The sequence below is a fragment of the Streptomyces sp. NPDC047085 genome (genome assembly GCF_040643735.1).
GTDB lineage: Bacteria > Actinomycetota > Actinomycetes > Streptomycetales > Streptomycetaceae > Streptomyces.
In genome coordinates this window covers 1-25,442 of sequence record NZ_JBEYUW010000003.1, presented here as the reverse complement: position 1 = coordinate 25,442, position 25,442 = coordinate 1, and the positions used below count along the sequence as shown (strand labels likewise).

Annotated in this window: 24 protein-coding genes, 1 tRNA gene and 1 pseudogene; 9 read left to right on the top strand and 17 right to left on the bottom strand. The window is 70.8% G+C overall.

The window, feature by feature from the left end; translation table 11 throughout:
- Positions 1–5: 5 nt before the first annotated feature.
- Entirely contained in the window at positions 6–662 is a 657-nt protein-coding gene (locus ABZ865_RS11125) for an NAD(P)H-binding protein (RefSeq protein ID WP_361227400.1), read from the top strand.
- A 4-nt stretch (positions 663–666) separates the two neighbouring features.
- On the opposite strand, the gene ABZ865_RS11120 is transcribed toward ABZ865_RS11125, so the two are convergent.
- Entirely contained in the window at positions 667–879 is a 213-nt protein-coding gene (locus ABZ865_RS11120; protein ID WP_361227397.1) for a hypothetical protein, read from the bottom strand.
- Positions 880–1,145: 266 nt separating this feature from the next.
- Between ABZ865_RS11120 and ABZ865_RS11115 the strand changes: the two genes are divergently transcribed.
- Complete coding sequence (locus ABZ865_RS11115; protein WP_361227394.1) at positions 1,146–2,360, top strand: glycoside hydrolase family 3 N-terminal domain-containing protein; 1,215 nt, start codon at positions 1,146–1,148, stop codon at positions 2,358–2,360.
- Positions 2,361–2,528: 168 nt separating this feature from the next.
- Here the strand turns inward: ABZ865_RS11115 and ABZ865_RS11110 are convergent, their stop codons facing one another.
- The 4 genes and pseudogenes from ABZ865_RS11110 to ABZ865_RS11095 form a co-directional block, all read right to left on the bottom strand.
- Complete coding sequence (locus tag ABZ865_RS11110; protein WP_361227391.1) at positions 2,529–3,035, bottom strand: site-specific integrase; 507 nt, start codon at positions 3,033–3,035, stop codon at positions 2,529–2,531.
- Positions 2,965–3,240 (bottom strand): annotated as a pseudogene (locus ABZ865_RS11105) (replication initiator); the annotation flags it as partial. The gene ABZ865_RS11110 and the pseudogene ABZ865_RS11105, both read right to left, overlap by 71 nt.
- A gap of 100 nt (positions 3,241–3,340) precedes the next feature.
- Positions 3,341–3,967: a hypothetical protein gene (locus ABZ865_RS11100; RefSeq protein WP_361227388.1), complete on the bottom strand. Its 627-nt coding sequence runs from the start codon at positions 3,965–3,967 to the stop codon at positions 3,341–3,343.
- 1,212 nt (positions 3,968–5,179) lie between these two features.
- Positions 5,180–5,261, bottom strand: a tRNA-Tyr gene (locus ABZ865_RS11095).
- Positions 5,262–5,425: 164 nt separating this feature from the next.
- On the opposite strand from ABZ865_RS11095, the gene ABZ865_RS11090 reads away from it, so the two are divergent.
- A complete protein-coding gene (locus ABZ865_RS11090; protein ID WP_019756392.1) occupies positions 5,426–5,914 on the top strand; it encodes a YajQ family cyclic di-GMP-binding protein in 489 nt (162 codons plus the stop codon).
- 82 nt (positions 5,915–5,996) lie between these two features.
- Here the strand turns inward: ABZ865_RS11090 and ABZ865_RS11085 are convergent, their stop codons facing one another.
- Entirely contained in the window at positions 5,997–6,263 is a 267-nt protein-coding gene (locus ABZ865_RS11085) for a GlsB/YeaQ/YmgE family stress response membrane protein (RefSeq protein WP_361227384.1), read from the bottom strand.
- A 159-nt stretch (positions 6,264–6,422) separates the two neighbouring features.
- On the opposite strand from ABZ865_RS11085, the gene ABZ865_RS11080 reads away from it, so the two are divergent.
- Positions 6,423–7,685 carry an APC family permease gene (locus ABZ865_RS11080; protein WP_361227381.1) on the top strand — a complete coding sequence of 421 codons (1,263 nt, stop codon included), beginning with the start codon at positions 6,423–6,425 and terminating at the stop codon, positions 7,683–7,685.
- Positions 7,686–7,741: 56 nt separating this feature from the next.
- Positions 7,742–8,143: a YccF domain-containing protein gene (locus ABZ865_RS11075; RefSeq protein ID WP_361227378.1), complete on the top strand. Its 402-nt coding sequence runs from the start codon at positions 7,742–7,744 to the stop codon at positions 8,141–8,143.
- 102 nt (positions 8,144–8,245) lie between these two features.
- On the opposite strand, the gene htpX is transcribed toward ABZ865_RS11075, so the two are convergent.
- From htpX to ABZ865_RS11020, 11 genes are all read right to left on the bottom strand, one after another.
- The gene (htpX, locus tag ABZ865_RS11070) at positions 8,246–9,109 is read right to left on the bottom strand and encodes a zinc metalloprotease HtpX (protein WP_361227375.1); all 864 of its coding nucleotides are present in this window, start codon (positions 9,107–9,109) and stop codon (positions 8,246–8,248) included.
- A 311-nt stretch (positions 9,110–9,420) separates the two neighbouring features.
- Positions 9,421–10,980, bottom strand: a complete 1,560-nt coding sequence (locus tag ABZ865_RS11065) for an NADH-quinone oxidoreductase subunit N (protein ID WP_361227372.1) — start codon at positions 10,978–10,980, stop codon at positions 9,421–9,423.
- Positions 10,977–12,551 (bottom strand): NADH-quinone oxidoreductase subunit M, encoded by a 1,575-nt coding sequence (locus ABZ865_RS11060; protein WP_361227369.1) that lies wholly within the window; start codon positions 12,549–12,551, stop codon positions 10,977–10,979. Before ABZ865_RS11060 ends, ABZ865_RS11065 begins: the two co-directional genes overlap by 4 nt.
- 6 nt (positions 12,552–12,557) lie before the next feature.
- Positions 12,558–14,552, bottom strand: a complete 1,995-nt coding sequence (locus ABZ865_RS11055) for an NADH-quinone oxidoreductase subunit L (protein ID WP_361227366.1) — start codon at positions 14,550–14,552, stop codon at positions 12,558–12,560.
- Positions 14,549–14,935, bottom strand: coding sequence for an NADH-quinone oxidoreductase subunit NuoK (nuoK, locus tag ABZ865_RS11050; protein WP_361227363.1), 387 nt, complete (start codon positions 14,933–14,935; stop codon positions 14,549–14,551). Before nuoK ends, ABZ865_RS11055 begins: the two co-directional genes overlap by 4 nt.
- Positions 14,935–15,576 carry an NADH-quinone oxidoreductase subunit J gene (locus ABZ865_RS11045; RefSeq protein ID WP_361227360.1) on the bottom strand — a complete coding sequence of 214 codons (642 nt, stop codon included), beginning with the start codon at positions 15,574–15,576 and terminating at the stop codon, positions 14,935–14,937. The genes nuoK and ABZ865_RS11045 overlap by 1 nt, the downstream gene beginning before the upstream one ends.
- Positions 15,573–16,160 (bottom strand): NADH-quinone oxidoreductase subunit I, encoded by a 588-nt coding sequence (locus ABZ865_RS11040; protein ID WP_361227357.1) that lies wholly within the window; start codon positions 16,158–16,160, stop codon positions 15,573–15,575. Before ABZ865_RS11040 ends, ABZ865_RS11045 begins: the two co-directional genes overlap by 4 nt.
- Positions 16,161–16,162: 2 nt before the next feature.
- The gene (locus ABZ865_RS11035; RefSeq protein ID WP_361227354.1) at positions 16,163–17,131 is read right to left on the bottom strand and encodes a complex I subunit 1 family protein; all 969 of its coding nucleotides are present in this window, start codon (positions 17,129–17,131) and stop codon (positions 16,163–16,165) included.
- Positions 17,128–18,336 carry an NADH-quinone oxidoreductase subunit C gene (locus ABZ865_RS11030; protein WP_361227351.1) on the bottom strand — a complete coding sequence of 403 codons (1,209 nt, stop codon included), beginning with the start codon at positions 18,334–18,336 and terminating at the stop codon, positions 17,128–17,130. The genes ABZ865_RS11035 and ABZ865_RS11030 overlap by 4 nt, the downstream gene beginning before the upstream one ends.
- A complete protein-coding gene (locus tag ABZ865_RS11025) occupies positions 18,333–19,007 on the bottom strand; it encodes an NADH-quinone oxidoreductase subunit B family protein (RefSeq protein ID WP_361227348.1) in 675 nt (224 codons plus the stop codon). Before ABZ865_RS11025 ends, ABZ865_RS11030 begins: the two co-directional genes overlap by 4 nt.
- Entirely contained in the window at positions 18,998–19,414 is a 417-nt protein-coding gene (locus ABZ865_RS11020; RefSeq protein WP_361227345.1) for an NADH-quinone oxidoreductase subunit A, read from the bottom strand. Before ABZ865_RS11020 ends, ABZ865_RS11025 begins: the two co-directional genes overlap by 10 nt.
- A 263-nt stretch (positions 19,415–19,677) precedes the next feature.
- Here ABZ865_RS11020 and ABZ865_RS11015 point away from each other — a divergent pair, with 263 nt between their 5' ends.
- The 4 genes from ABZ865_RS11015 to ABZ865_RS11000 all read left to right on the top strand — a co-directional run.
- Entirely contained in the window at positions 19,678–20,937 is a 1,260-nt protein-coding gene (locus ABZ865_RS11015) for a sensor domain-containing protein (RefSeq protein ID WP_361227342.1), read from the top strand.
- A 173-nt stretch (positions 20,938–21,110) separates the two neighbouring features.
- Complete coding sequence (locus ABZ865_RS11010) at positions 21,111–22,454, top strand: sensor domain-containing protein (RefSeq protein ID WP_361229604.1); 1,344 nt, start codon at positions 21,111–21,113, stop codon at positions 22,452–22,454.
- Positions 22,455–22,696: 242 nt separating this feature from the next.
- Complete coding sequence (locus ABZ865_RS11005) at positions 22,697–23,356, top strand: response regulator transcription factor (protein WP_361229601.1); 660 nt, start codon at positions 22,697–22,699, stop codon at positions 23,354–23,356.
- Positions 23,357–23,704: 348 nt separating this feature from the next.
- A partial coding sequence (locus tag ABZ865_RS11000) for a 2-oxoacid:acceptor oxidoreductase subunit alpha (protein ID WP_361227339.1) occupies positions 23,705–25,442 on the top strand: 1,738 nt, incomplete at its 3' end.

Genomic DNA, 25,442 nt, shown 5'->3' with positions numbered 1-25,442 from the left:
GAGTCATGCGCATTGTCATCGCTGGGGGGCATGGTCAGATCGCGCTGCGGCTGGAGCGGCTGCTGTCCGCGCGCGGGGACGAGGCCGCGGGGATCATCCGCACCGCCGAGCAGGGCAACGATCTGCGGGAGGCCGGCGCCGAACCGGTCCTGCTGAACCTGGAGTCCGCGTCCGTGGAGGAGGTCGCGGCGCATCTGCAGGGCGCGGACGCGGCGGTGTTCGCGGCGGGCGCGGGTCCGGGCAGCGGAACGGCCCGCAAGGAGACGGTGGACCGGGGTGCGGCGATGCTGTTCGCGGACGCGGCCGTCCGCGCGCGCGTACGCCGTTTCGTGGTCGTCTCCTCGATGGGCGCGGATCCCGCGCACCCGGGCGACGACGTCTTCGACGTGTATCTGCGGGCCAAGGGCCACGCCGACGCCTATGTCGCCCGGCAGGAGGCCCTCGACTGGACGATCCTGCGCCCCGGCGCGCTGACGGACGCCCCCGGCACCGGCCTGGTCCAACTGGAGGCCCACACCGGGCGCGGCTCGATCCCGCGGGACGACGTGGCGGCCGTACTGGCCGAGTTGGTGGAGTCCTCGGCGACGGCCGGTCTGACGCTGGAGCTGATCAGCGGGTCGACGCCGGTGTCGGTGGCCGTGAAGTCGGTGGCCGGACCCTGACGGGTCAGAAGAGCGGCAGCTGCCCGGGGAAGTCCGGTATGGCGTACCCGTCCAATGACGGCTGGACAGCCCCCAGTTGCGCCTGCCGCCGCGAACCGGAGCACGAGACGAGTTCCGCGCTCTCCCGCGCCCCGGGCGGATCGTGCCGCGCGAAGCGCCCCGCGACGACAGCGATGTCGCGGCGGCACACAGGACAGGTTCGACGACGGGAGCCCATGCCGTCAGTGTGCCCCGGCCCACTGACAACGCTCCCCCAGCGCTCCCCATCACTTCGGCCCGGCTTCCGGCCGGCCCCGGGACGCGAGATCCTGGCACTCCGATCGTTGAGCGGCGAACAAACGCGGGCCGGCGCGCATCTCACGCTTCGTAAGGCCCACTTCATGCTCGTACGACCCTCAGCGCGACGGCGGCCGGCAACCGTCGCGTCTTCCGATTCTTCAGAGGCTTCCAAGTCTTCCGAGGCTTCCGAAAGGAGGCGGGGCGATGAATCTCCCGTCGTACCGTGACCGCAGAAGCGCGACAGCACCGCCACGGCTCCCCGGCCGTGCCACGACCGCCCGCAGGCTGAGCACCACCGCCGCTGTCGCGGCGCTGCTCCTGGCGGGCAGTGGCACGGGCACCCTCGAGGCGACCGCGTACGCCGGCGGCCCCCGCGTGTCCGCCGCCGCCGCGTGCACCAACGCCTCGAAGCTGGCCGGGTGGTCGAACCGTCGGCTCGCCATGCTGACCATCGCCGTCCCGGTGCCGGAGACCTCGGTGGCCGACGCCACGTCCGAGGTGAGCGCCGGCGCGGGCGGGGTGATCCTGTTCGGCAGCAAGGCGCCGTCCGACCTCGGCTCCCGGCTGAACACCCTGAAGTCCCATGTACCCGGCAAGCTGGGCCTGTTGGTGATGACCGACGAGGAGGGCGGCGGCATCCAGCGCATGTCCAACCTCGTGGGGTCCCTGCCCTGGCCCGCGTACATGGGCGCGCACTGGACTCCTGCCCAGATCCAGCAGAACGTCACGAAGGTCGCCACCAAGATGGCGGCCGCCCAGGTGAACATGGACCTCGCGCCGGTGGTCGACGTCGACGGCAGGAACGAGGCCCCCAGCAAGACCAACCCCGACGGCTGGCGGTCCTTCAGCGGCAGCACGTCGGTGGTCTCCAAGGACGGCGTCGCGTACATGAACGGGTTGCGCGACGGTCACGTGATACCGGTCGTCAAGCACTTCCCGGGCCTGGGCCACTCCAGCTACAACTCCGACTTCGGCCCCGCCCGCACCCTGCCCTGGTCCACGCTGCAGAAGGTGGCCATCCCGCCGTTCACCGCGGCCATCAAGGCCGGTGCCCCGGCCATCATGGTCTCCAACAACGTCGTGCCGGGCCTGGGCACCAACCCGGCGAGCCTGTCACCGACCGACATCACCACCGTGCTGCGCGGCCAGCTGGGCTTCAAGGGGCTGGTGCTCACCGACTCGCTCAGCGCCAAGGCGATCTCCGCCGCCGGCTTCAACGTCCCCTCCGCCGCCGTCCAGGCCCTGCGCTCCGGCGCCGACATGGTCCTGTTCGACCTGGGGAGCAATGTCGGCTCCCAGACGTCCGCGATCGCCACAGCGATCACCAACGCGGTCACCAACGGACACCTCGCCCGCAGCCGCCTCATCGACGCGGCGGGACACATCCTCGCCGTCCGGCACGTGAACCTCTGCTCCTGAGCAAACGACGAGAGAGCCCGAAACGACGAGAGGGTCCGCGTCCAGCATGTCGCTGGTCACGGACCCTCTCGGTCGTGTGGCGGCGCCAGGATTCGAACCTGGGAAGGCTGAGCCGGCAGATTTACAGACTTCGGCGAACGATCAAGCGCGCCGGGTCATCCGCGCAGGTCATCCCGCTCGATCGTCGGACTCCGAACCCGTGTCGTGCCCTTCGTGCAACGTCCGTGCCACGTCGCCCTTGATCCTCTTGGCCTTTCTGGCACGAGCGCGCTTGGCCCTCTCGTGATCGGCGTTGAGTTCCTTCGCGATCTCCGCGTCTTGCCCGTCACGCGACCGGGCGTAGTGCCGAGTCGTGACGCTGGCGTTGGCGTGGCCAAGTCGCTTGGCAGCAGCCATGACACCGTGCCGATCGGCCACCTGGGAAGCGTGCGTCGCTCGGAGATCCTGCGGTGTGACGTCCTTCAGTCCGGCCCGGTCAACGGCCCTGTCGAAGTGCGTCCGCCGCCAGGAGTTGTACCTGATCGGGCGACCGGTGCGACCGAGGAACAACAGCGCTTCCGGGTCTTCAGCGACACGGGCCGTGAGGTGCTCCCGGAGCTCCCGGACCAGGTACGCCGGCAGGGACAACGGCCGCCCCGGCGTAGGTCCAGGCGCAGGCCGGGCAGCGGGACGCACGGCGGTTGCCGCAGGCCACTCGGAGCATGCCGCCCGGCTCGTTCGCGGTGCTGTACGAGTAGAGGACGTCACCGGACCTGGCGTCGCGGGTGACGGTCTCGCCCCGCAGACGGATCGGGCGGGAGCAGCCTCCGGTACGGCGTACCTGTTCCTGCCACCGGTCGAAACTCGGGCTGTTCGCCGCGGTGCCGTGATCAATCCTCACAGTCGTTCGTACAGTGGCGCGCTGGGTCGACGGCGTACGGGATGGGAGCTGGGGAGAGTGGTGGGTGGGGCGAGTGTTTAGCGCGCGGCCTGGGAAGCCGCTAGTGAGCCACCCGTACTTCGTCACGGATCGCCCCGACCACCGAGGCAAACGCATCGAGGTCCACATCCGCCGAGTCAATAGGCCCCATGGCCTTGGCTACCTTCACCACTGTCGAAGCATCGGCCCACGTGCACGACGCCTCCATGGAGGTGTCATCCGAGGCAGGCAGCTTCCTCTCCGCTACCCGGCATTGCAGTGGCTCCTTCGAGCCAGACGGAGTGATCATGCGAGGGCCGACGAGGACGTTCGGCCCCTCATCCCGTTTGTCCAACACCTTGACGAGTTCGTCGCGGGCAGTAACCGGACTCAGGACTGTGCCGTACACACCTGTGACAGTGAGGACTAGACCGTTCTGCTTGTTCGCGACGGTCGGGTCGTAGGCGCCGAAGGCCGCTGTCGGATCTTGCACCTGGCCGGCCATGAGTTCCGCCAGCGTGCGATCCGGATCGGCCGCGTCGTGATCACGCTTGTAACGGCCCTTCGCCACGGTGTCCGGCATGGTCAGCCGATAGTGTTCAGGCTTCCCTGCATCGGGGCTGTGCCCAGAAGACCCCGGCTCCGACTTGCCGCATCCGAATAGCATCACCGACGCCGCCGCAAGCATGGCCCACCCCGTGCGGTTCACCAAGTCCCCTTGTCGCTACGCGAGTACAACCGTCACTGATCACGCAGACGATCACACTAGCGCGTACGGCGCTTTGAAGGCGGTCACCGAGCGTCGACTAGGCTTGCTTGCAGCTCAAACGTGTGCCTGCCCCAAGCTATAAGGATGTGATGGGCCGTCCTGCCAAGAGCGGCTCTGACACCTGACATCAGCGGCTGACACCAACAGCGCCGAACGGGGCCCGACGGGAGCGATCCTCCGCGACCATCGCACCCACGTCAGACCAGGATCCCCGAGGCTGGCAGGGGGTCTGTGATCGACCTGATAAGGACGAGGTCGAACCTCAAAGCGCCGCGCCCCACTCGTGCCCGATGGAGCGGGAAACCACGGGGAACAGCGGGCAGCGACGGTGGCCGGACATGAGAGCGGCCCCTGACCGAGTCTCCCTGGTCAGGGGCCGTTCTCACTGCTCATCGCGCGGAGGCGGTGGGATTTGAACCCACGGTGACATCGCTGCCACGACGGCTTTCAAGACTGTCCGCCGGCAGCAGTCAGCGGCTGAGACCGCACCTGTGGAGCGCTGGGAGAACGCAGCGCCTGGTTACCATCTCGGCATGCCCCACATAGGAACCCCTGAGCCCGTCGTTGACCTGTTGCCGGGCGCACTGTTGATGTTCGCCCTAGTGGTGCTCATCAGGGAAATGAGCCGTGGTGCTGGACGGGGCGTCAGGAAGCCGTGGCTCCTTTCTGCGGTGGCGGCGATCATCCTCGCTAAGTTGCTCTGGCCCTAGCTAGTGATTGGTCGTACCGCAGCGAAGTACAGCAACCACCGCGGCCACGACCGACCAGCAGCGCCCTCAGGATCCCGCTCGACCGCCACAGCGACCATCAGTAGCCGCCGTGCCCATAGTTCGCATCGAGGGGCGCACCACGACACCCCCGCCCGGGCCGTCCCTGGGCCGTGCGGGGGCGCTCAACGACGACCAACGCTGACAACCACCGACAGCTAAGTCGCAGGTCGCAGCGTTGATCGATGACACGGCAGCAGGTCAGGGACGCGGCCCTTCACTTCTTCGGCTACTGGCGGAGGTGATTCGCCCATCGATCACCGCGCGTGCCACGAGCGTGCCAGAACGGGCGGGGAACACCGGGGAGCGGCGGACACTGACGTGAGCCGGGAACGAGAACAGCCCCTGACCAAACTTGCTGGTCAGGGGCCGATTCCCATTAGGGTGGCGGCGCCAGGATTCGAACCTGGGAAGGCTGAGCCGGCAGATTTACAGTCTGCTCCCTTTGGCCGCTCGGGCACACCGCCGGGTTGCTGCCGTTCGAACCGTCTTTCGACGGTGCTCCCTGGCAACGACGTAAACAATACCCGATGCGGAGGGGTGCTTCGCCACCCGATTGATCTCCAGCCGTCGGGTCGCGGTGTGGCTAGGCTGGTCCGGATACGCACACCGATACAAGGAGCCACAGGACATGGCCGACTCCAGTTTCGACATCGTCTCGAAGGTCGAGCGGCAGGAGGTCGACAACGCCCTCAACCAGGCCGCCAAGGAGATCTCGCAGCGCTACGACTTCAAGGGAGTGGGTGCCTCGATCTCGTGGTCCGGTGACAAGATCCTCATGGAGGCCAACTCCGAGGACCGGGTGAAGGCCGTCCTCGACGTCTTCCAGTCCAAGCTGATCAAGCGCGGCATCTCGCTGAAGGCGCTGGACGCGGGCGAGCCCCAGCTCTCCGGCAAGGAGTACAAGATCTTCGCGTCGATCGAGGAGGGCATCTCCCAGGAGAACGCGAAGAAGGTTGCGAAGATCATCCGCGATGAGGGCCCGAAGGGCGTGAAGGCGCAGGTCCAGGGCGACGAACTGCGGGTCAGCTCGAAGAGCCGTGACGACCTGCAGGCCGTCATCGCGCTGCTGAAGGGCAAGGACTTCGACTTCGCACTGCAGTTCGTGAACTACCGGTAGGACGCGCGGACGGCACGTACGGCAACACGAAAGGGCGGGCGCCTGGGGTGCCCGCCCTTCGGTTCGTTCGTGCCCTCTCGGTTCAGTCCCGGGAGTTGCCGAACAGGAGGCGGTAGAGGATCAGCAGAACCAGCGAGCCGCCGACGGCGGCGGCCCAGGTGGGGCCGTCGAAGAAGTGTTTGGAGATCGGGTGGTCCAGCCAGCGGGCCGAGATCCAGCCCCCGATGAACGCGCCCGCGATGCCGATGAGGGTCGTACCGATGAAGCCGCCCGGGTCGCGGCCCGGCAGCAGGACCTTGGCGATGGCTCCGGCCAGCAGGCCCAGGATGATCCAACCGATGATGCTCATGCCGTGAACTTGCCCTCCCGCGCTGTGCCCGCACTGTCCGGTCGCTGAAAATTCGGTGTGGACCGGCTGTCCGTCGCGCGCGTGCGTGCTTGTGCCGTGTCGAGGGAGAAGACGTCGCGGGGCCGCCCGCTGGTTGCGGGGGTCAGTAGGGTGCGGCGCATGACATCTTCCGGCACCGGTCTGCGGCGCACCCTCGGCGTGCGGGACGCCGTGGTCGTGGGCCTCGGCTCGATGGTCGGGGCGGGTGTCTTCTCCGCGCTGGGGCCGGCCGCGCGGGCCGCCGGGCCGGGGCTGCTACTCGGGCTGGCGGTCGCGGCCGTGGTGGCCTACTGCAACGCCATGTCCTCGGCCCGCCTGGCCGCCCGCTATCCCGCGTCGGGCGGGACGTACGTGTACGGGCGGGAGCGGCTGGGCGCGTTCTGGGGGTATCTCGCCGGCTGGGCGTTCGTGGTCGGCAAGACGGCCTCCTGCGCGGCCATGGCGCTCACCGTGGGGGCGTACGTGTGGCCGGGGCAGGCGCACGCCGTGGCGGTCGCGGCCGTGGTGGCGCTGACCGCAGTGAACTACGGCGGCATCCAGAAGTCGGCGTGGCTGACGCGGGTGATCGTCGCCGTGGTGCTGGCCGTCCTCGCGTGCGTGGTGGTCGTGTGCCTCGCCTCCGGGCAGGCCGACGCCGGGCGGCTGGGCGTCGGGTCGCCGGCGGGAGCGGGCGGGGTGCTCCAGGCGGCCGGGCTGCTGTTCTTCGCGTTCGCCGGGTACGCGCGCGTGGCGACGCTCGGCGAGGAGGTACGGGACCCCGAGCGCACCATCCCGCGCGCGATCCCGCTCGCCCTCGGGATCGCCTTGGTCGTGTACGTCGCCGTCGCCGTGGCCGCGCTCAGCGTGCTCGGCGCGGACCGGCTGGGCCACGCCGCGGCGCCGCTGGCCGACGCGGTGCGGGCGGCCGGGGCGCCGGGGCTGGTGCCCGTGGTGCGGGTGGGTGCGGCGGTGGCCGCGCTGGGCTCGCTGCTCGCGCTGATCCTCGGGGTGTCCCGGACGACGCTCGCCATGGCCCGCGACCGCCATCTGCCCGGGGCGCTGGCGGCCGTGCATCCGCGCTTCCAGGTCCCGCACCGGGCGGAACTCGCCGTGGGCGCGGTGGTCGCCGTGCTGGCCGCGACGGTGGACGTGCGCGGCGCGATCGGCTTCTCCTCCTTCGGCGTGCTGGCCTACTACGCCGTGGCCAACGCCTCGGCCTGGACGCTGAGTCCGGCCCCCTCGGCCCGGCTGATGCCCGCGCTGGGCCTGCTGGGCTGCGCCACGCTGGCGTTCGCCCTCCCGGCGGCCTCGGTCGTCACGGGGGCGGGCGTGCTGGCCCTGGGGGCGGTGGCCTACGGCGTGCGGCGGAGGATCACGCCACGGAGCCCCTCCGGTTCCGCCTGAGCGCATTCCCCGCCGATACTGGTGCCTACGGGCGGATACGGGGAGAGGTACCGGTCATGAAGCTGTTCAACCTGCTGCTGAACATCCTGTGGTTGGTCTTCTGCGGCATCTGGATGGCGCTCGGCTATCTGATCGCCGCGCTGATCTGCTTCCTCCTCATCGTCACCATCCCGTTCGGCATCGCGTCGCTGCGGATCGCCGGGTACGTGCTGTGGCCGTTCGGCCGTACCACCGTGGAGCGGGCCGACGCCGGGGCGCCGTCCTGTGTCGGCAACGTGATCTGGCTGGTGTTCGCGGGCTGGTGGCTGGCCCTGGGGCACCTGATCACGAGCATTCCGCTCTTCGTGTCGATCATCGGCATCCCCTTCGGCTGGGCCAACCTCAAGCTCATCCCGATCTCGCTCATGCCGCTGGGGCGTGAAGTGGTGTCGTCGGACGAGGGGTTCGCCGGGCACTGAGCCGTCGGCGCCCGAGCGGCTCATACGGGTTGCGCGCCCGCGCGGCTCATACGGGCTGCGCGCCCTAGCGCTCCTACCGGCTGCACGTCCGAGCCGCCGCTCCTAGCGGTTGCGGCCCGCCATCTGCTCCAGGCGGGTGATGCGCTCCGCCATCGGCGGGTGGGTGGAGAACATCTTCGTCAGGCCCTGGCCGGGGCGGAACGGGTTCGCGATCATCATGTGGCTCGCGGTCTCGATCCGGGGCTCGGGGGGCAGCGGAAGCTGCTTGGTGCCCGTCTCCAGCTTGCGCAGGGCGCTGGCGAGGGCCAGCGGGTCGCCGGTGAGCTGGGCGCCCGAGGCGTCGGCCTCGTACTCCCTGGAGCGGCTGATGGCCAGCTGGATGAGGGTGGCCGCGATCGGGCCGAGAATCATGATCAGCAGCAGGCCGATCAGACCGGGGCCGTCGTCGTCGTCCGAGCGGCCGACCGGGATCAGCCAGGCGAAGTTGACCAGGAACATGATCACCGAGGCGAGGGCGCCGGCCACCGACGAGATGAGGATGTCGCGGTTGTAGACGTGGCTCAGCTCGTGGCCGATGACGCCGCGCAGTTCGCGCTCGTCGAGCAGGCGCAGGATGCCCTCCGTGCAGCACACGGCGGCGTTGCGCGGATTGCGGCCCGTGGCGAAGGCGTTGGGGGCCTCCGTCGGCGAGATGTACAGGCGGGGCATGGGCTGGCGGGCCTGCGTGGACAGCTCGCGCACCATCCGGTACAGCGCCGGGGCCTCGAACTCGCTCACCGGGCGGGCGCGCATCGCGCGGAGCGCCAGCTTGTCGCTGTTCCAGTACGCGTACGCGTTCGTACCGAGTGCCACCAGGACGGCGACGACCAGTCCGGTACGGCCGAAGAAGCTGCCGATGACGATGATGAGTGCGGACAGTCCCCCGAGGAGTACGGCGGTTCTCAGCCCGTTGTGCCGGCGGTGCACGGTACGCCCTCCAAGTCGTGCGGCAGGGGAACCCTTTTGGCCCTTTGGTCCAGTGGACCTTCCCGCTCTGGTCAACGCCAGGCGACGGCCGCGAGTTCCCCGGTGCGGGCGGCGGCACGGGTCCGCCATCCGGATGACGTGCGATGACGTGGGGGGACGGCCTTTCGTACGGCATTCCGTACGGCGCTCCGTGCGGCTCGTCGTACGGCTCGTCGTACGGCTTTCCGTACGGCTTCTTCGTACGGCTCTTCGTACGGCCGTCCGCGCGCGTGGGAGCACGGGTGGCCCCCACGCGCGCGCGTGCCGCGTGCTCAGAACAGGCCGGTGGCCGCGAACCGCAGGACCAGCTGGGGCGCGCCGGAGAGGACCACGCCGAGGACGCCGGTGAGGGCGAGCGCGGCGGTGAGCGGGGCCGGGACCCGGTGCCGGGCGGGCTCGCCCTCGGGGGCGCGGAACAGCAGGGCCGTCCACTGGAGGTAGTAGAAGAGGGCGATGACCACATTGACGGCCATGACGACGGCGAGCCAGCCAAGGCCCGCGTCGACGGCCGCCGAGAACACCGTGACCTTGGCGAACAGGCCGATGACGCCCGGCGGCAGACCGGCCAGGCACAGCAGGAAGAAGGCCAGGAGCAGAGCGGCGGCCGGGTTGGTGGCGTACAGGCCCCGGTAGTCGCTCACCCGGTTCAGGGACTTCGTACGGCCCACCAGGGCGGCGACCGCGAAGGCGCCGAGGTTCACGACGGCGTACATGAGGGCGTACGCGACCGTGGAGCCGATCGCCTTGTGGGTGTCCTTGGTGTAGCCGGCGGCGGCGATCGGCACCAGGAGGTACCCGGCCTGGCCGACGGAGGACCAGGCGAGCAGCCGTACCGCGCTGTACGCGCGCGTGGCCTGCTGGCGCAGGGCGCCGACGTTGCCGACGGTCATGGTGAGGGCGGCCAGGGCGGCGAGCGCGGGCCCCCAGACGTCGGCGTACGACGGGAGGCCGACGACGGTGACGAGGATCAGGCCGGAGAAGCCGACCGCCTTGCCGACGACCGACAGGTAGGCGGCGACGGGCAGCGGCGCACCCACGTAGGTGTCGGGGACCCAGAAGTGGAACGGGACGGCGGCCGTCTTGAAGGCGAAGCCGACGAGGGTGAGGACCACGCCGGTCTGGGCGAGGGTGTGCAGCTGGCCGTCGACGTGCTGGATGCGCTGGGCGACCTGGGTGAGGTAGAGCGTGCCGGTGGAGGCGTAGACGAAGCTGATGCCCATCAGGCTGACCGCGGTGGCGGTGACCGAGGACAGGAAGAACTTCAGGGCCGCCTCGGAGGACCGCTTCTCGCCGTGCCGGATGCCGACGAGGGCGAAGGCGGGGAGGGAGGCGACCTCCAGGGCGACGATCAGCGTGGCCAGGTCACGGGAGGCGGGCAGCAGCGCGGCGCCGGCCGCGGAGGACAGCAGCAGGAACCAGAACTCCCCCGGCGGGACGCGTCGCTGGTCGTCCTCGATGTTCGTCACCGACAGCAGCGCGGCGAGCAGGGCGCCGCCGAGGACGAGGAACTGGATGACCAGGGTGAAGTGGTCGGCGGTGTAGCTGCACGCGCGCGCGTCGCCGGTCAGGCAGAAGGTGCTGCGGTCGCCGTCCAGCAGCGGCAGCAGCATGAGCGTGGCGGCGGCGAGGCCCGCGACGGAGACCCAGCCGAGGACGGGCTTGCGGGCCTCGGACAGGAACAGGTCCGCGACGAGCACCACGAGCGCGACGACGGCGGCGATGGTGGGCGGGGCGATCGCGAGCCAGTCGACGGACTGGACCAATGACTGGGCCACGGGCTGTGCCAGATGCTGGGCCAGGTGCTCGGCCGTGGACGGGGCCAGGGCGCTCATCGGGTGCCTCCTGCGAGGAGCTGGTGCACGGCCGGGTCGGTCAGGCCGAGCAGGGCCCTCGGCCACAGCCCGGCGACGACGGTGAGGACGACGAGCGGGGTCCAGGCCGCGAACTCGTACCCCTGCACGTCGGCGAGCTTCGGCATGTCCTGCGGTACGGCGCCCATGCAGACCCGGCGGACCACGATCAGCATGTACGCGGCCGTCAGCAGGGTGCCGAACGCGCCGATCGCCATGAAGGTGAGGAACGCGGGGCGGCTGAGGTCGGCGGCGGGGTTGAACGCGCCGAACAGGGCAAGCATCTCGCCCCAGAACCCGGCCAGGCCCGGCAGGCCGAGCGAGGCGACGGCGCCGAAGGCGAGCAGGCCGCCGAGGCGCGGGGCCTTGCCGTACAGCGCGGCGCCGGTCTCCTCGGCAAGGGTGTCGAGGTCGGTGCTGCCGGTGCGGTCCTTCAGCGCGCCGACCAGGAAGAACAGCAGGCCGGTGATGAGGCCGTGGGCGATGTTGGCGAACAGGGCGCCGTTCACGCCGGTCGGGGTCATCGTGGCGATGCCGAGCAGGACGAAGCCCATGTGGCCGACGGAGGAGTAGGCGATCAGGCGCTTGAGGTCGCCCTTCGCGCCCTGCTTGGCGAGGGCCAGGCAGGCCAGGGACCCGTAGATGATCCCGACCACGGCGAACGCGGCGAGGTACGGCGCGAAGATCCGGAACCCGTCCGGCGCGACCGGCAGCAGGATGCGGACGAACCCGTACGTACCCATCTTCAGCAGGACACCGGCCAGCAGGACCGAGCCGACGGTCGGGGCGGAGGTGTGGGCGTCGGGGAGCCAGCTGTGCAGCGGCCACATCGGCGTCTTGACCGCGAGCCCGATACCGATCGCCAGAACGGCGATGACCTGCACGGACGTGGTCAGCGACCGGCCGTTGTCAGTGGCGAGTGCCACCATGTCGAATGTGCCCGCCTTGATCCCGATCAGGAGCAGGCCGAGCAGCATGACCACGGAGCCGAGCAGCGTGAACAGGATGAACTTCCACGCGGCCCGGGTCCGGCCCTCGCCGCCCCAGCGGGCGATGAGGAAGTACATCGGGATGAGCACCATCTCGAACGCGAGGAAGAACAGCAGCAGGTCGAGGACGGCGAAGGTCGCGAGGGTGCCGGACTCGAGCAGGAGCAGCAGTGCGACGAACGCCTTCGGGGAGCCGCCCGACGGCAGCTTGAAGTACGAGTAGAGCGCGCAGAGGAAGGTCAGCAGCGCGGTCAGGACCAGAAGGGGGAGGGAGATGCCGTCGATGCCGAGGTGGATCCGCACGTCGAGTGCGGGGATCCAGCTGATGTCGGTCGTGGCCTGCATCTTCGACGGATGGTCGTGGTCGAAGCCGAGCGCGAGGACGATCGCGGCGATGAGGATCGCGCCGGTCACGGTCACGCCGTGCCGCAGCACGGCCTGTTCGGGCGACTTCCCCTTCAGTCCGGGCGGGGCCGGGAGGAGTGCGGCGGCGGCGCCGAGGAGCGGGCCGACGACGACGAATGCCAGAAGGAACTGCATCACGGACTCGTTGATATCGATCACGCCTGCTCACGCTCCCGTGGCGACGAGGAGGACGGCGACCGTCAGGACGACGGTGCCGGCGAGCAGCGCGCTCACATAGGTCTGCACATTGCCGGTCTGGGCGCGCCGCACGGCGGCTCCGAGCAGCCGGGGCAGGGCGGCCGCGCCGCGTACGTAGGTGTCGACGACCGCGCTGTCGAGGAACTGGACGAGGCTCGCCCCGGCCAGGACCGGGCGGACGAACAGCGCCGCGTACACGGCGTCCAGGTGGAAGCCGGTGGCCGCGTGCCGGTACAGCGGGCCGAGCAGCACCCGGCCGGGATCGGCCAGGTCAGGGGCGTAGGCGATGTTGCCGTAGACCGGTTCGTGGCTGGCGATGGCCTCGGCCTCGACCAGGCCCGCGCCTTCGTCGGGATGGGCGGCGACCGCGCCCATCGGGATGCGGGCGGCGAGCACGCGGGTGCGCTGCCAGGCGCCGTGGGTGAGGAGCCCGCCGACCAGGGCGAGGCCCGTGCCGAGGATGGAGGTGAGGAGCGTCGGCGTCAGGGCGCGGCCGTCGAACCAGCCGGGCAGCGAGCGGTAGGCGAGCCCGCCGAAGGCCAGGGACGGCACGGCGAGGACCCACAGCACCACGGTCATCGTCAGCGGCTGGCGGCCGTGGTCCGGGGCCTCGACGCCCCGGCCGCGGAAGGCCAGCAGCCAGAGCCGGGTGGCGTAGGCGGCGGTGAGCAGGGCGGTGACCAGACCGGCGACGAGGACGATCCAGCCGGCGGCGCCGGGGGCGTGGTCGGTGTGGCCGGTGGCGACGTGCTCGGCGGCGCCGAGGACGGACTCCTTGGAGAAGAAGCCGCTGAACGGCGGGATCGCGGCGAGCGCGAGCAGCGCCACGGTCATCGTCCAGTAGGCGTCCGGGACGCGGTCGCGCAGGTGGCTCATGCGGGACATGGCGGCCAGCGAGTTGGTGCCGGCGGCGTGGATGATCACGCCGGCCGCGAGGAACAGCAGCGCCTTGAAGGCGCCGTGGGACAGGAGGTGGAAGACGGCGGCACCGCGGTCGCCGACGGCGAGGGCGCCGGTCATGTAGCCGAGCTGGCCGATCGTCGAGTAGGCGAGGACGCGCTTGATGTCGTCCTGGGCGAGCGCGGCGAGGCCGGAGCCGGCCATCGTGACGGCGGCCATGACAGCGAGGACGACCATCGCGGCCTGGGAGGCCTCGAACACCGGAAGGAGCCGGGCGATGAAGTAGACACCGGCGGCGACCATCGTCGCGGCGTGGATCAGCGCCGAGACGGGCGTCGGGCCCGCCATCGCGTCGGGGAGCCAGGTGTGCAGCGGGAACTGCGCCGACTTGCCGGCCACGCCCGCGAGCAGCAGCAGCGCGATCAGGGTCGGGTGGTCGAGTCCGCCGCTCGCGACGGTGCCGAGGACGCGGGTGATCTGGAACGAGCCGGCGTCGGTGCCGAGCGCGAACAGGCCGATGAGGAACGGCACGTCGCCGAGCTTGGTGACCAGGAAGGCCTTCAGGGAGGCGGCGCGGGCCTCGGGGGTCTCCCAGTAGTGGCCGACCAGGAAGTAGGAGCAGATGCCCATGACTTCCCAGCCGACCAGCAGCACGATCAGGTCGCCCGAGTAGACGACCAGGAGCATCGCGGAGGTGAACAGGGAGACGAGGGCCGCGTACGAGGGGTAGCGCGGGTCGTCGCGCAGGTAGCCCGTGGAGTAGATCTGCACGCAGGTCGCGACGAAGGCCACCAGGACGGCGACGAGCGCGGCGAAGCCGTCGATGTGCAGGGCCAGCTCGATCGGCACCGAGCCGGTGGGCGTCAGCAGGGTGTGGGCGTCGACGGCCCGGTCACCGCCCTGCCGTACGGCGACCAGCGCGGCCAGGACCAGCGAGGCCAGGGGCGGCAGCACGGCGAGCGGGCGGACGAACCCGGGGGCGGAGCGGCCCAGGAGCAGGCCGGCCGCGGCGCCCAGGAAGGGCAGCAGCGGGACGAGGACGGCGAGGTTGGTCGTGGTCACGCGGTGGCCTCAGCCTTCTCGCCCGCGGGGGCGTCGCCGCCGGAGCCACCGGTGTCGTCGCCATGGCCCTCGGCGGTGTCGCGGAGCTTGTCGATGTCGGAGGTGCCGCGGTTGCGGTACACGGCGAGGACGATCGCCAGGCCGATGCCGATCTCGGCGGCGGCGATGGTGATCGTGAACAGGGTCAGCGCCTGGCCGGAGTGCAGGGTCTCCTGGGCGGCCCGGCTGAGCCAGACGTCGAAGGCGACCAGGTTGAGGTTGACGGCGTTGAGCATCAGCTCGACCGACATCAGGACCAGGATCGCGTTGCGGCGGGCGAGGACGCCGTACAGGCCGGTGCAGAAGAGGAGGACGGAGAGTACGGCGGGATAGGCGAGGTGCATCAGCGGGCGCCTTCCTTCTCACCGGGGGCGGTCACGGGGGTGGCCGGGGCGGTCACGGGGGTGGCCGTGACGGCCGTCGTCGGCGCCGCGCCGGGGGCTTCTTCCGCCTTCGCCCTGCGGGACAGGACGATCGCGCCGACCAGGGCCGCGAGGAGCAGGACGGAGAGGGCCTCGAAGGGCAGCACCCAGTACTGGAAGAGGCTCGCTCCGGTGACCTTCGTGGAACCGGCGGCCGGGCCGCTCAGGTCGATCCAGGTGGTGCGGAACGCGTCGGTGACCACCCAGATCAGGGCGCCGGCGGCGGCGAGCGCGACGACGAGGGCGGCCCAGCGGTTGCCGGAGTCCGCGTCCGGGGAGCGGCCGATCGGTGCCTTGGTGAGCATCAGACCGAACAGAAGGAGGACGACGACGGAACCGACGTAGATGAGGACCTGCACCCAGGCGATGAACTCGGCGGTGAGCAGGAGGTACTCGACGGCTAGGCCGCCGAGCGTGACCACCAGCCACAGGGCGGCGTGCACCAGCTGCCGGGTGGTGACGGTGACGAGCGCGGCGCCGAAGGTGACCAGGCCGACGAGCAGGAAGGCGACCTCGACACCGGTCGGGGACAGGAAGCCGTGCGGGGCTGCGGCGAGGCTCACGACTCCCCCTCCTGTTCCTGCTGTTCCTGCGGTTCGGCCTGGGTGGCGGCCTCCTGGGCCTGTGCGGCGGCCAGCTTCTCGGCGGTCTTGCGGGCGGCGGCGATCTCCTTCGGCTCCTCCGCGCCGGGGTCCAGGGCGGGCGGGGCCGGGACGGTCCACATCCACTCGCGCAGCTTGTCGCGCTCGTGGGTGAGGTCCCGGATGTCGGTCTCGGCGTACTCGAACTCCGGGGACCAGAACAGTGCGTCGAACGGGCAGACCTCGATGCAGATACCGCAGTACATGCACAGGGAGAAGTCGATGGCGAACCGGTCGAGGACGTTGCGGCTGCGCTCACGGCCGCCGGGGGTCGCCGCCGGGATCGTCTCCTTGTGGGAGTCGATGTAGATGCACCAGTCCGGGCACTCGCGGGCGCACAGCATGCAGACCGTGCAGTTCTCCTCGAACAGCCCGATGACGCCCCGGGTGCGGGGCGGCAGGTCGGGCTGGGCGTCCGGGTACTGCGCGGTGACGTGCTTCCTCGTCATCGTGCGGAGGGTGACGGCCAGGCCCTTGGCGAGGCCGGAGCCGGGAATGGGGGCCATGGTTACGAGATCACCACCTTGACGATGCCGGTGAGGGCGATCTGGGCGAGGGAGAGGGGGACGAGGAGGGTCCAGGAGAGCTTCTGGAGCTGGTCCTCGCGCAGGCGGGGGTAGGTGACGCGGAGCCAGATGACGACGAAAGCGAGGATCGCGGTCTTCAGCAGGGTCCACAGCCAGCCCAGGCCGTCGGCGCCCCAGGGGCCGTGCCAGCCGCCCAGGAAGAGAACGGTGGTCAGTCCGCACAGGACGACGATGCCGGCGTACTCGGCGAGCAGGAACAGCGCGAACCTGAGGCCGGTGTACTCGGTGTACGCGCCGAAGATGATCTCCGAGTCGGCGACGGGCATGTCGAACGGCGGGCGCTGCAGCTCGGCGAGGCCGGCCACGAAGAACACGACCGCGCCGACGATCTGCCAGGGCACCCACCACCAGTGGAAGGAGTGCAGGATGCCGGGGAGGGACACCGTGCCGGCCGCCATGGCGACGGAGGCGGCGGCGAGCAGCATCGGGAGTTCGTAGGCCAGCAGCTGGGCCGCCGTGCGCAGGCCGCCGAGCAGGGAGAACTTGTTCGCGCTGGCCCAGCCGGCCATCAGCGAGCCGAGCACGCCGACGCCCATCACGGCGAGGACGAAGAAGACGCCCGCGTCCAGGACCTGGCCGACCGCGCCGGCGCTCGGCCCGATCGGGATCGCGAGCAGCACGAGCAGGTACGGCAGCAGCGCCACGGCGGGGGCGAGCTGGAAGACGCGGCGGTCGGCGCCCGCCGGGACCACGTCCTCCTTCTGCGCGAACTTCACGCCGTCCGCGATGAGCTGGGCCCAGCCGTGGAAGCCGCCCGCGTACATCGGGCCGAGGCGGCCCTGCATGTGGGCCATCACCTTGTGCTCGGTCTGGCCGATGATCAACGGGAAGGTGAGAAAGACGACGAACACGAGCAGGAGTCGCAGAGCGACGTCCAACGCGCCGTTCACTGCGGGCCTCCGGTGGGGTCGTCGGGGGTGGGGTTCTCGGAGCTTTCGGGGTTCTCAGGGTTTTCGGGGGTGGGCTTGTCAGGAGCCGGAGCTTCCGGTTCCGTCCGCCCGCTCTCCGGCTGCTCCCGTTTCGACTCGTCGAACGCCGGGCGCGCGTGGTGCCACGGGGCGTCCGAACTGCGCGGGGCCGTGCTCGGGCGGGCGGCGGCGCCCTCGTCGGCCGACGCGGGTTCCGCGGTACCGGCCTGCTGCGAGGCCGAGCCCTCCGAGGCGCTGCGCGCACGGCGCGGCGGCCGGGCCGATGCGTCCGGCGCGGCCGGTGTCGCCGGTGTAGCTGGTGTAGCTGGTGTAGCTGGTGTGGCCGGTGTAGCTGGTGTGGCCGGTGGCGTCGTCTGGCTCGCGGAGCCTTCGCTCGCGCTCCGCGTCCGACGGGGCCGCGCGGCGGCGGCACCGGCAGCCCCGGTCGCCCCAGCGGCCTCGGCAGCTCCGGCGGCCCCGGCGGCCCCGGCAGCTCCGGACGCGGCCTCTCCGGCCTGGCTCGCCGAGCCCTCCGCCGCGGTGCGGGTCCGTCGTACCGGACGTTCGGCGCCCGCCGCGCGTCCCGCGCCTCTGGCCGGGCGTGCCGGGGCAGGGGGCAGCTGGCCCTTGAGCGGACCCCACTCGTTCGGGTCGGGGACGCCCGGCGGCAGCATCTGGCGCCGCTTCGGGCCGCCGTGGTCGGACTCGCCGGGCTCCTTGGCGCCGGGCCACGCCTTGGCGACGCGGGCGGCGAGGACGAAGTCCTTGCGCAGGGGGTGGCCCTCGAAGTTGTCCGGGAGGAGCAGGTGGTCGAGGGCCGGGTGGCCCTCGAAGCCGACGCCGAACATCTCGTGGGTCTCGCGCTCGTGCCAGGCCGCGCCGGCGTAGACGCCGACGGCGGACGGCAGCGCCGGCGCTTCGTGCGGGACCGTCGTGCGCAGCAGCAGACGGCGCACCGGGTGCAGGGCGACGACATGGGCGGAGACGCGGAAGCCCGTGCCCGGTTCGTCGACCGCGCTCAGCCAGTCGAAGTAGGTGCAGGACAGGGTCGTACGGGCCGTCTCCAGGGCAGTGAGCCAGGAGGACGGCGGGACGTCCACGGTCAGGACGTCGTACGACTCCTCGGCCGTGGCCTCCGGGCCGAAGAGCTCCTCGGCGGGGGCGGGCAGCCAGCCGACCTCGGTCATCGCGCGCCCCCCTCTGCGGAGCCGGACGCGGAAGCCGAGTCGGACGCGGCGGCCGGGGCCGGGGGCTTCACCAGGCCGCTCTGCAGGGCGGCCGCCGAGGGCCGGGCGGACCCGTGGCCGTAGCGCTCGCCCAGCGACTCGCGGGCGATCTTCTCCTGCAGCTTCAGGACGCCCTGGAGCAGCGCCTCGGGGCGCGGCGGGCAGCCGGGGACGTACACGTCGACCGGGATGATCTGGTCCACGCCCTTGGTGACGGAATAGGAGTCCCAGTACGGGCCGCCGCAGTTGGAGCAGGCGCCGAAGGAGATGACGTACTTGGGCTCCGGCATCTGCTCGTACAGGCGCTTCACGGCCGGGGCCATCTTGTCCGTGACCGTGCCCGACACCACCATCAGGTCGGCCTGGCGAGGCCCGGGTGCGAAGGGGATCACGCCGAGGCGGATGAAGTCGTGGCGGGCCATCGACGCGGCGATGAACTCGATCGCGCAGCAGGCGAGGCCGAAGTTGAAGACCCAGAGCGAGTAGCGGCGGCCCCAGTTCAGGACGACCTTCATCGGCTCGGGGGCGAGCCGGGCCAGGGTGCCCAGCCGCTTCGGCTCGGGAAGCATCACGGGCTCCGCGACGGCAGGCTCCGCGCTCACGGGCTCCGAGACAGACGGGTTCACGTCCATGTCAGGACGCCCTTCTTGTAGGCGTACAGCAGGCCCACGGCGAGGAAGCCCAGGAAGATGAACATCTCCACCAGGGTCGTCGCGCCGTAGCCGGGGGCGGCGAAGACCGTCGCCCAGGGGAACAGGAAGATCGAGTCGACCGCGAAGATCACGTACAGGAAGGCGTAGACGTAGTAGCGGACCTGGGTGTGGGCCCAGCCCTCGCCGACGGGGTCGACGCCGCACTCGTAGGTCAGCAGTTTCTCGGGGGTGGGCACGACGGGCCGCAGCAGCCGGCCGGCGCCGAACGCGACCGCGACGAAGAGCACGCCGACGAGCGCGAGCAGTCCCACGACCGAGTACGACGTGAAGTATCCGGCCGCGATGTCCGCCGCGGCGGCGGTCGAGCCCCCCAACGTCTCCCGCACCGTCCGTCCCTCACTCCCTGACCTCGTTGACCGCGTTGACCTCGTTGACCGTGTCGACGGCCTCGTCGACCTTGGCGAACCATGTGATGCGACATGATTCGAGGATCTGTACGCACGGGAGTCTAGGCCCTGATAAAGACACGGTAAGCAGGTCGTCACGGGGTGAGATGCGAGAACCCTGGGGAGGGTGGGGTTTTCCCCCGGGTACGGAAGGCGGCGGACCACATGGCGCGACGGGTGCCGGGCACGGCAGGCTGGCCGGTATGACCGCTCCCACCTCCGCCGATGGCCGAACCGACGGCACCGCGGGCACTGCCGGCACCGCTGGTACTGCCGGTACCCCTGGTACTGCCGGTACCCCTGGCACCGCCGGTACCGACCAGCTGCCCCCGGTCCGGTTCGCCTACGACGCCGGCACCTGGAAGGAGATCGCGCATCTCCTGCTGAACCTGCCGGTGGCGATCTTCGGCTTCACGTACGTGTTCTCCGTGGTGTTCGTCAGCGGCCTGCTCACCCTCACCGTGATCGGACTGCCCATGCTCGCCGCCTGTCTGCTGGGCGCCCGGCAGCTGGGCAAGCTGGAGCGAATCCGGTCCCGGGCGCTGCTCGGGGTGCGGGTGGACGAGCCGACACGGCTGCCGCTCGCCAAGAGCGGCGGGCCGATGCAGCGGCTGTGGCTGGCGCTGAAGGACCCGGTGGGCTGGCGGACGCTGCTGTACGACTTCATCCGGCTGCCCTGGGGCATCTTCACCTTCACCCTCGTTCTGACCTCGCTGTTCGTGCTGTGGCCGGTGCTGCCGTTCATCGCGCGGGGGCTGGCGAACGTGGACCGGGCGATGGTGCGCGGCCTGCTGTCGCCGTCGGACGAGCTGGAGCGCCGTATCGCCGAACTGGAGTCCGATCGCGGGATCGTGGTGGACACGGCGGCCGCCGACCTGCGCCGGATCGAGCGGGACCTGCACGACGGGGCGCAGGCCCGGCTGGTCAACCTGGCGATGGGGCTCGGCCTGGCCAAGGAGAAGCTGCTGGAGGGGCAGGCCGACGAGCAGGTGGCGGCCATGGTGGAGGAGGCGCACGGCGAGGTGAAGCTGGCCCTGCAGGAGCTGCGCGACCTGGCCCGGGGCATCCATCCCGCCGTCCTCACCGACCGCGGCCTGGACGCGGCCCTGTCCTCGGTCGCCTCCCGCTGCACGGTCCCGGTGAAGGTGACCGCGGACCTGCCGTCCCGGCCCGCCGCCGCCATCGAGGGCATCGCCTACTTCACCGTCTCCGAGCTGCTGCAGAACATCAGCAAGCACAGCGGCGCCCGGTCCGCCTCGGTCGACGTGTGGCGTTCGGAGAACCGGCTGCTGATCCAGGTCCGCGACGACGGCCGCGGCGGCGCCAGTCTGGAGGGCGGCAGCGGCATGCGGGGCCTCGCCGAGCGCCTGGGCGCGGTGGACGGCCTGTTCGTGGTCGACTCCCCGGCCGGCGGCCCGACGGTCGTCACGGCGGAACTCCCCTGGCGCGACCGCACGGAGTAGACCCCACGCAGTAGCCCCACGGAGCGGACCCCACAGGAGGGGTGGGGATAACCCCCCTCCCAAGAGGCCGACGGCCTCCATGGCCCCCGGACCTGCGGCGGACGACTCTGGAGGTACGGCGCTACCGCCGCCAGGACGAGGAGAACGGGACGACACCGATGGCCATGGAATCCATGGAGTACGGACACGGGTACGGACAGGGCTACGGGCAGGGGCACCCGCACAACGACGAGCGGCGCCACCGGATGCCCGCCGCGCTGCGGGCCCCGCTGGAGGCACGCAGCTGGCGCGAGCTCGGCTACGTCCTGCTGAGCCTGCCGATCTCGGTCGTGCTGTTCACCTGGACGGTGACGATGGTGTCCCTCGGCGCGGGCCTGCTGGTGACCTTCGTCGGCATCCCCGTGCTGGCGCTGGCGCTGGCCGGCTGCCGGGGCTTCGGCATGCTGGAGCGGACCCGGGCGCGCGGCCTGCTGCACGTGGACGTGCCCGAGCCGGAACCGCTGCGGATGACCAAGCCGGGGCTGTTCGCGTGGATGGGCGCGGTGCTGAAGAGCGGCACGTCCTGGCGTCACCTGCTGTACGCGCTGCTCCAGTTTCCCTGGGCGGTGTTCTCGTTCTCCGTGGCGGTGAGCTTCTGGACGACCGCCTGGGCGCTGCTGACGTACCCGCTGTGGTTCTGGGTGTTCCCGATGTACGCCGGCCAGGGCGGCATCCAGCTGTACGGCGACGCGCACCACAGCGTCTATCTGGACAACCCCTTCGAAATCACCGTGACCGCGCTGGTCGGACTGGTGTTCACGCTGGCCACGCCGTGGATCGTGCGGGCGCTGACGACCGTGGACGGGCTGCTGGTGCGCGGGCTGCTCGGGCCCTCGCGGCTGTCCGCGCGGGTGGTGGAGCTGGAGTCGGACCGGGGGGTCGTGGTGGACACGGCGGCCGCCGACCTGCGCCGGATCGAGCGGGACCTGCACGACGGGGCGCAGGCCCGGCTGGTCAGCCTGGCGATGGACCTGGGCCTGGCCAAGGAGAAGCTGCGCGAGGACCCGCGGGCGGCCGCGCGGATGGTGGAGGAGGCCCACGGCGAGGTGAAGACCGCGCTGCAGGAGCTGCGCGACCTGGCCCGGGGCATCCACCCGGCCGTGCTCACCGACCGCGGCCTGGACGCGGCGCTCTCCGCCGTCGCCTCCCGTTGCACGGTGCCGGTGAAGGTGGAGGTCGACCTGCCGTCCCGGCCGGCCCCCGCGATCGAGGGCATCGCCTACTTCACCGTCTCCGAGCTGCTGCAGAACATCAGCAAGCACAGCCGGGCCCGGTCCGCCTCGGTGGACGTGTGGCGCGCGGAGGACCGGCTGATGCTGCAGGTGACGGACGACGGCGTGGGCGGCGCGGACGTCTCCCGGGGCTCGGGCCTCGCGGGTCTGTCCGGTCGACTGGACGCGGTGGACGGCGTTCTCCTGGTGGACTCGCCTCCGGGCGGCCCCACCCGCGTCATCGCGGAACTGCCGTGGCGCGGCTGAGGGACTGAGCGACAGCGGCTGCGCCGGCGCCTGACCGGACTCGACACACCCATAGCCCCTTCTCCGAGTGACGGATTCCGAACCCCTCCGGCCTGTTCTCCAGCCCCGGCGGCGCCCCGTCGGGAATGCTGGAATGCTGGACATCCGTACGGACGGACACCGACGTCGTCGGACGTCGGAAGAGTCGTCGGAAGATCGGAACGGATCGGGCTGTGGGGGGCCGGAACATCGTGGAGGACAGGGTGCGGGTGGTCATCGCCGAGGACTCAGTGCTGCTCAGGGAGGGCCTGACCCGGTTGTTGACCGACCGCGGGCACGATGTCGTGGCCGGCGTCGGCGACGCGGAGGCGCTGGTCAAGACGATCGCCGACCTGAACGCGCAGGGCGAGCTGCCCGACGTGGTCGTGGCCGACGTACGGATGCCGCCGACGCACACCGACGAGGGCGTGCGGGCCGCCGTACGGCTGCGCAAGGCGCACCCGGGGCTCGGGGTCCTGGTGCTGTCACAGTACGTGGAGGAGCGTTACGCCACGGAACTCCTGGCCGGTTCGAGCCGGGGTGTGGGCTATCTGCTCAAGGACCGGGTCGCCGAGGTGCGGGAGTTCGTCGACGCGGTGGTGCGGGTGGCCCAGGGCGGGACCGCGCTGGACCCGGAGGTCGTCGCCCAGCTGCTCGGCCGCAGCCGCAAGCAGGACGTGCTGGCGGGACTCACCCCGCGTGAGCGCGAGGTGCTGGGGCTGATGGCGGAGGGGCGGACGAACTCGGCCGTCGCCCGGCAGCTGGTGGTCAGCGACGGGGCCGTGGAGAAGCACGTCAGCAATATCTTCCTGAAGCTCGGACTGTCCCAGAGCGAGGGGGACCACCGGCGTGTTCTGGCCGTTCTGACCTACCTGAACTCGTAACGGTCTGACACTGTGTCAGTGCGACGTCAGTCCGTCCGGCTTCTGTGGAAGGTGGAGCGGTCGGACGGGCGGCGGACGAGAGAACCGCGGGAGATAGCGGGAGAGAGCGCGAGAGGGCGAAAGAGGGCGCGAGAGGACGAAAAGGAACCGCGGAACGCGCGGGGAGCGTCTTCGAGCAATGCTCCGGGGGCGAGGAATCATGAGTAGTCAGCGCGAGAGGCCGTCTCAGAAAGCCGTCCATCATGCGGATGGCCTCGGGAAGGCGACCCTAAGCGACGTAGGGTTGATGTTGGGATGGTCGGTGGGACGGCCAGACCCGGACAGCCGCCTCGAAGGAGGTCCAGTTCAGTGACCAGCCAGGTCAGCAGCCCAGCGGAGCAGACCGACGGAGCACCGGCGGAGCCGGCCGACGGAACCGTGGTGGGAGAGCAGCGCAAACCGGGCGGAGCGAAGGACGTGCGGCGCCTGGACCGGGTGATCATCCGGTTCGCGGGGGACTCGGGCGACGGCATGCAGCTCACCGGTGACCGGTTCACCTCGGAGACCGCGTCCTTCGGCAACGACCTCTCCACGCTGCCGAACTTCCCGGCCGAGATCCGCGCGCCCGCCGGCACCCTGCCGGGTGTCTCCTCGTTCCAGCTCCATTTCGCCGACCACGACATCCTCACCCCGGGCGACGCGCCGAACGTGCTGGTCGCGATGAACCCGGCCGCTCTGAAGGCCAACATCGGCGACCTGCCGCGTGGCGCCGAGATCATCGTCAACACGGACGAGTTCACCAAGCGCGCCCTGCAGAAGGTGGGCTACGAGAAGTCCCCGCTGGAGGACGGCTCGCTGGACGGCTACAACCTGCACCCGGTGCCCCTGACCACGCTCACGGTCGAGGCACTGAAGGAGTTCGCGCTCTCCCGCAAGGAGGCCGAGCGCAGCAAGAACATGTTCGCCCTCGGACTGCTGAGCTGGATGTACCACCGGCCCACCGAGGGCACCGAGAAGTTCCTGAACAGCAAGTTCGGCAAGAAGCCGGACATCGCGGCGGCCAACATCGCGGCGTTCCGGGCGGGCTGGAACTTCGGCGAGACGACGGAGGACTTCGCGGTCTCCTACGAGGTCGCGCCGGCCACGAAGGCGTTCCCGCCGGGCGTCTACCGGAACATCTCCGGGAACCTGGCCCTGGCCTACGGCCTGATCACCGCCTCGAAGCAGGCCGATCTGCCGCTGTTCCTGGGCTCGTACCCGATCACCCCGGCCTCGGACATCCTGCACGAGCTGAGCAAGCACAAGAACTTCGGCGTGCGGACCTTCCAGGCCGAGGATGAGATCGCCGGCATCGGCGCGGCCCTGGGCGCCGCCTTCGGCGGCTCGCTCGCGGTGACGACCACCTCCGGTCCGGGTGTCTCGCTCAAGAGCGAGACGATCGGCCTGGCGGTCTCCCTGGAGCTGCCCCTGCTGGTCGTGGACATCCAGCGCGGCGGCCCGTCGACGGGTCTGCCGACCAAGACCGAGCAGGCGGACCTGCTGCAGGCGATGTACGGCCGCAACGGCGAGGCGCCGGTTCCGATCATCGCCCCGAAGACCCCGGCCGACTGCTTCGAGGCGGCGCTGGAGGCGGCCCGCATCGCGCTGACCTACCGCACGCCGGTGTTCCTGCTCTCCGACGGCTACCTGGCCAACGGCTCCGAACCGTGGCGGATCCCGGACCTCGACGAGCTGCCCGACCTGCGCGTCCAGTTCGCGTCCGGCCCCAACCACACCCTGGAGGACGGCACCGAGGTCTTCTGGCCCTACAAGCGCGACCCCCAGACCCTGGCCCGCCCCTGGGCCATCCCCGGCACGCCGGGCCTGGAGCACCGCATCGGCGGCATCGAGAAGCAGGACGGCACGGGCAACATCTCCTACGACCCGGCCAACCACGACTTCATGGTCCGCACCCGCCAGGCCAAGATCGACGGCATCACGGTCCCCGACCTCGAGGTCGACGACCCGCACGAGGCACGCACCCTGGTCCTGGGCTGGGGCTCGACCTACGGCCCGATCACCGCCGCGGTACGGCGCCTGCGCAGGGCCGGCCTGTCCATCGCCCAGG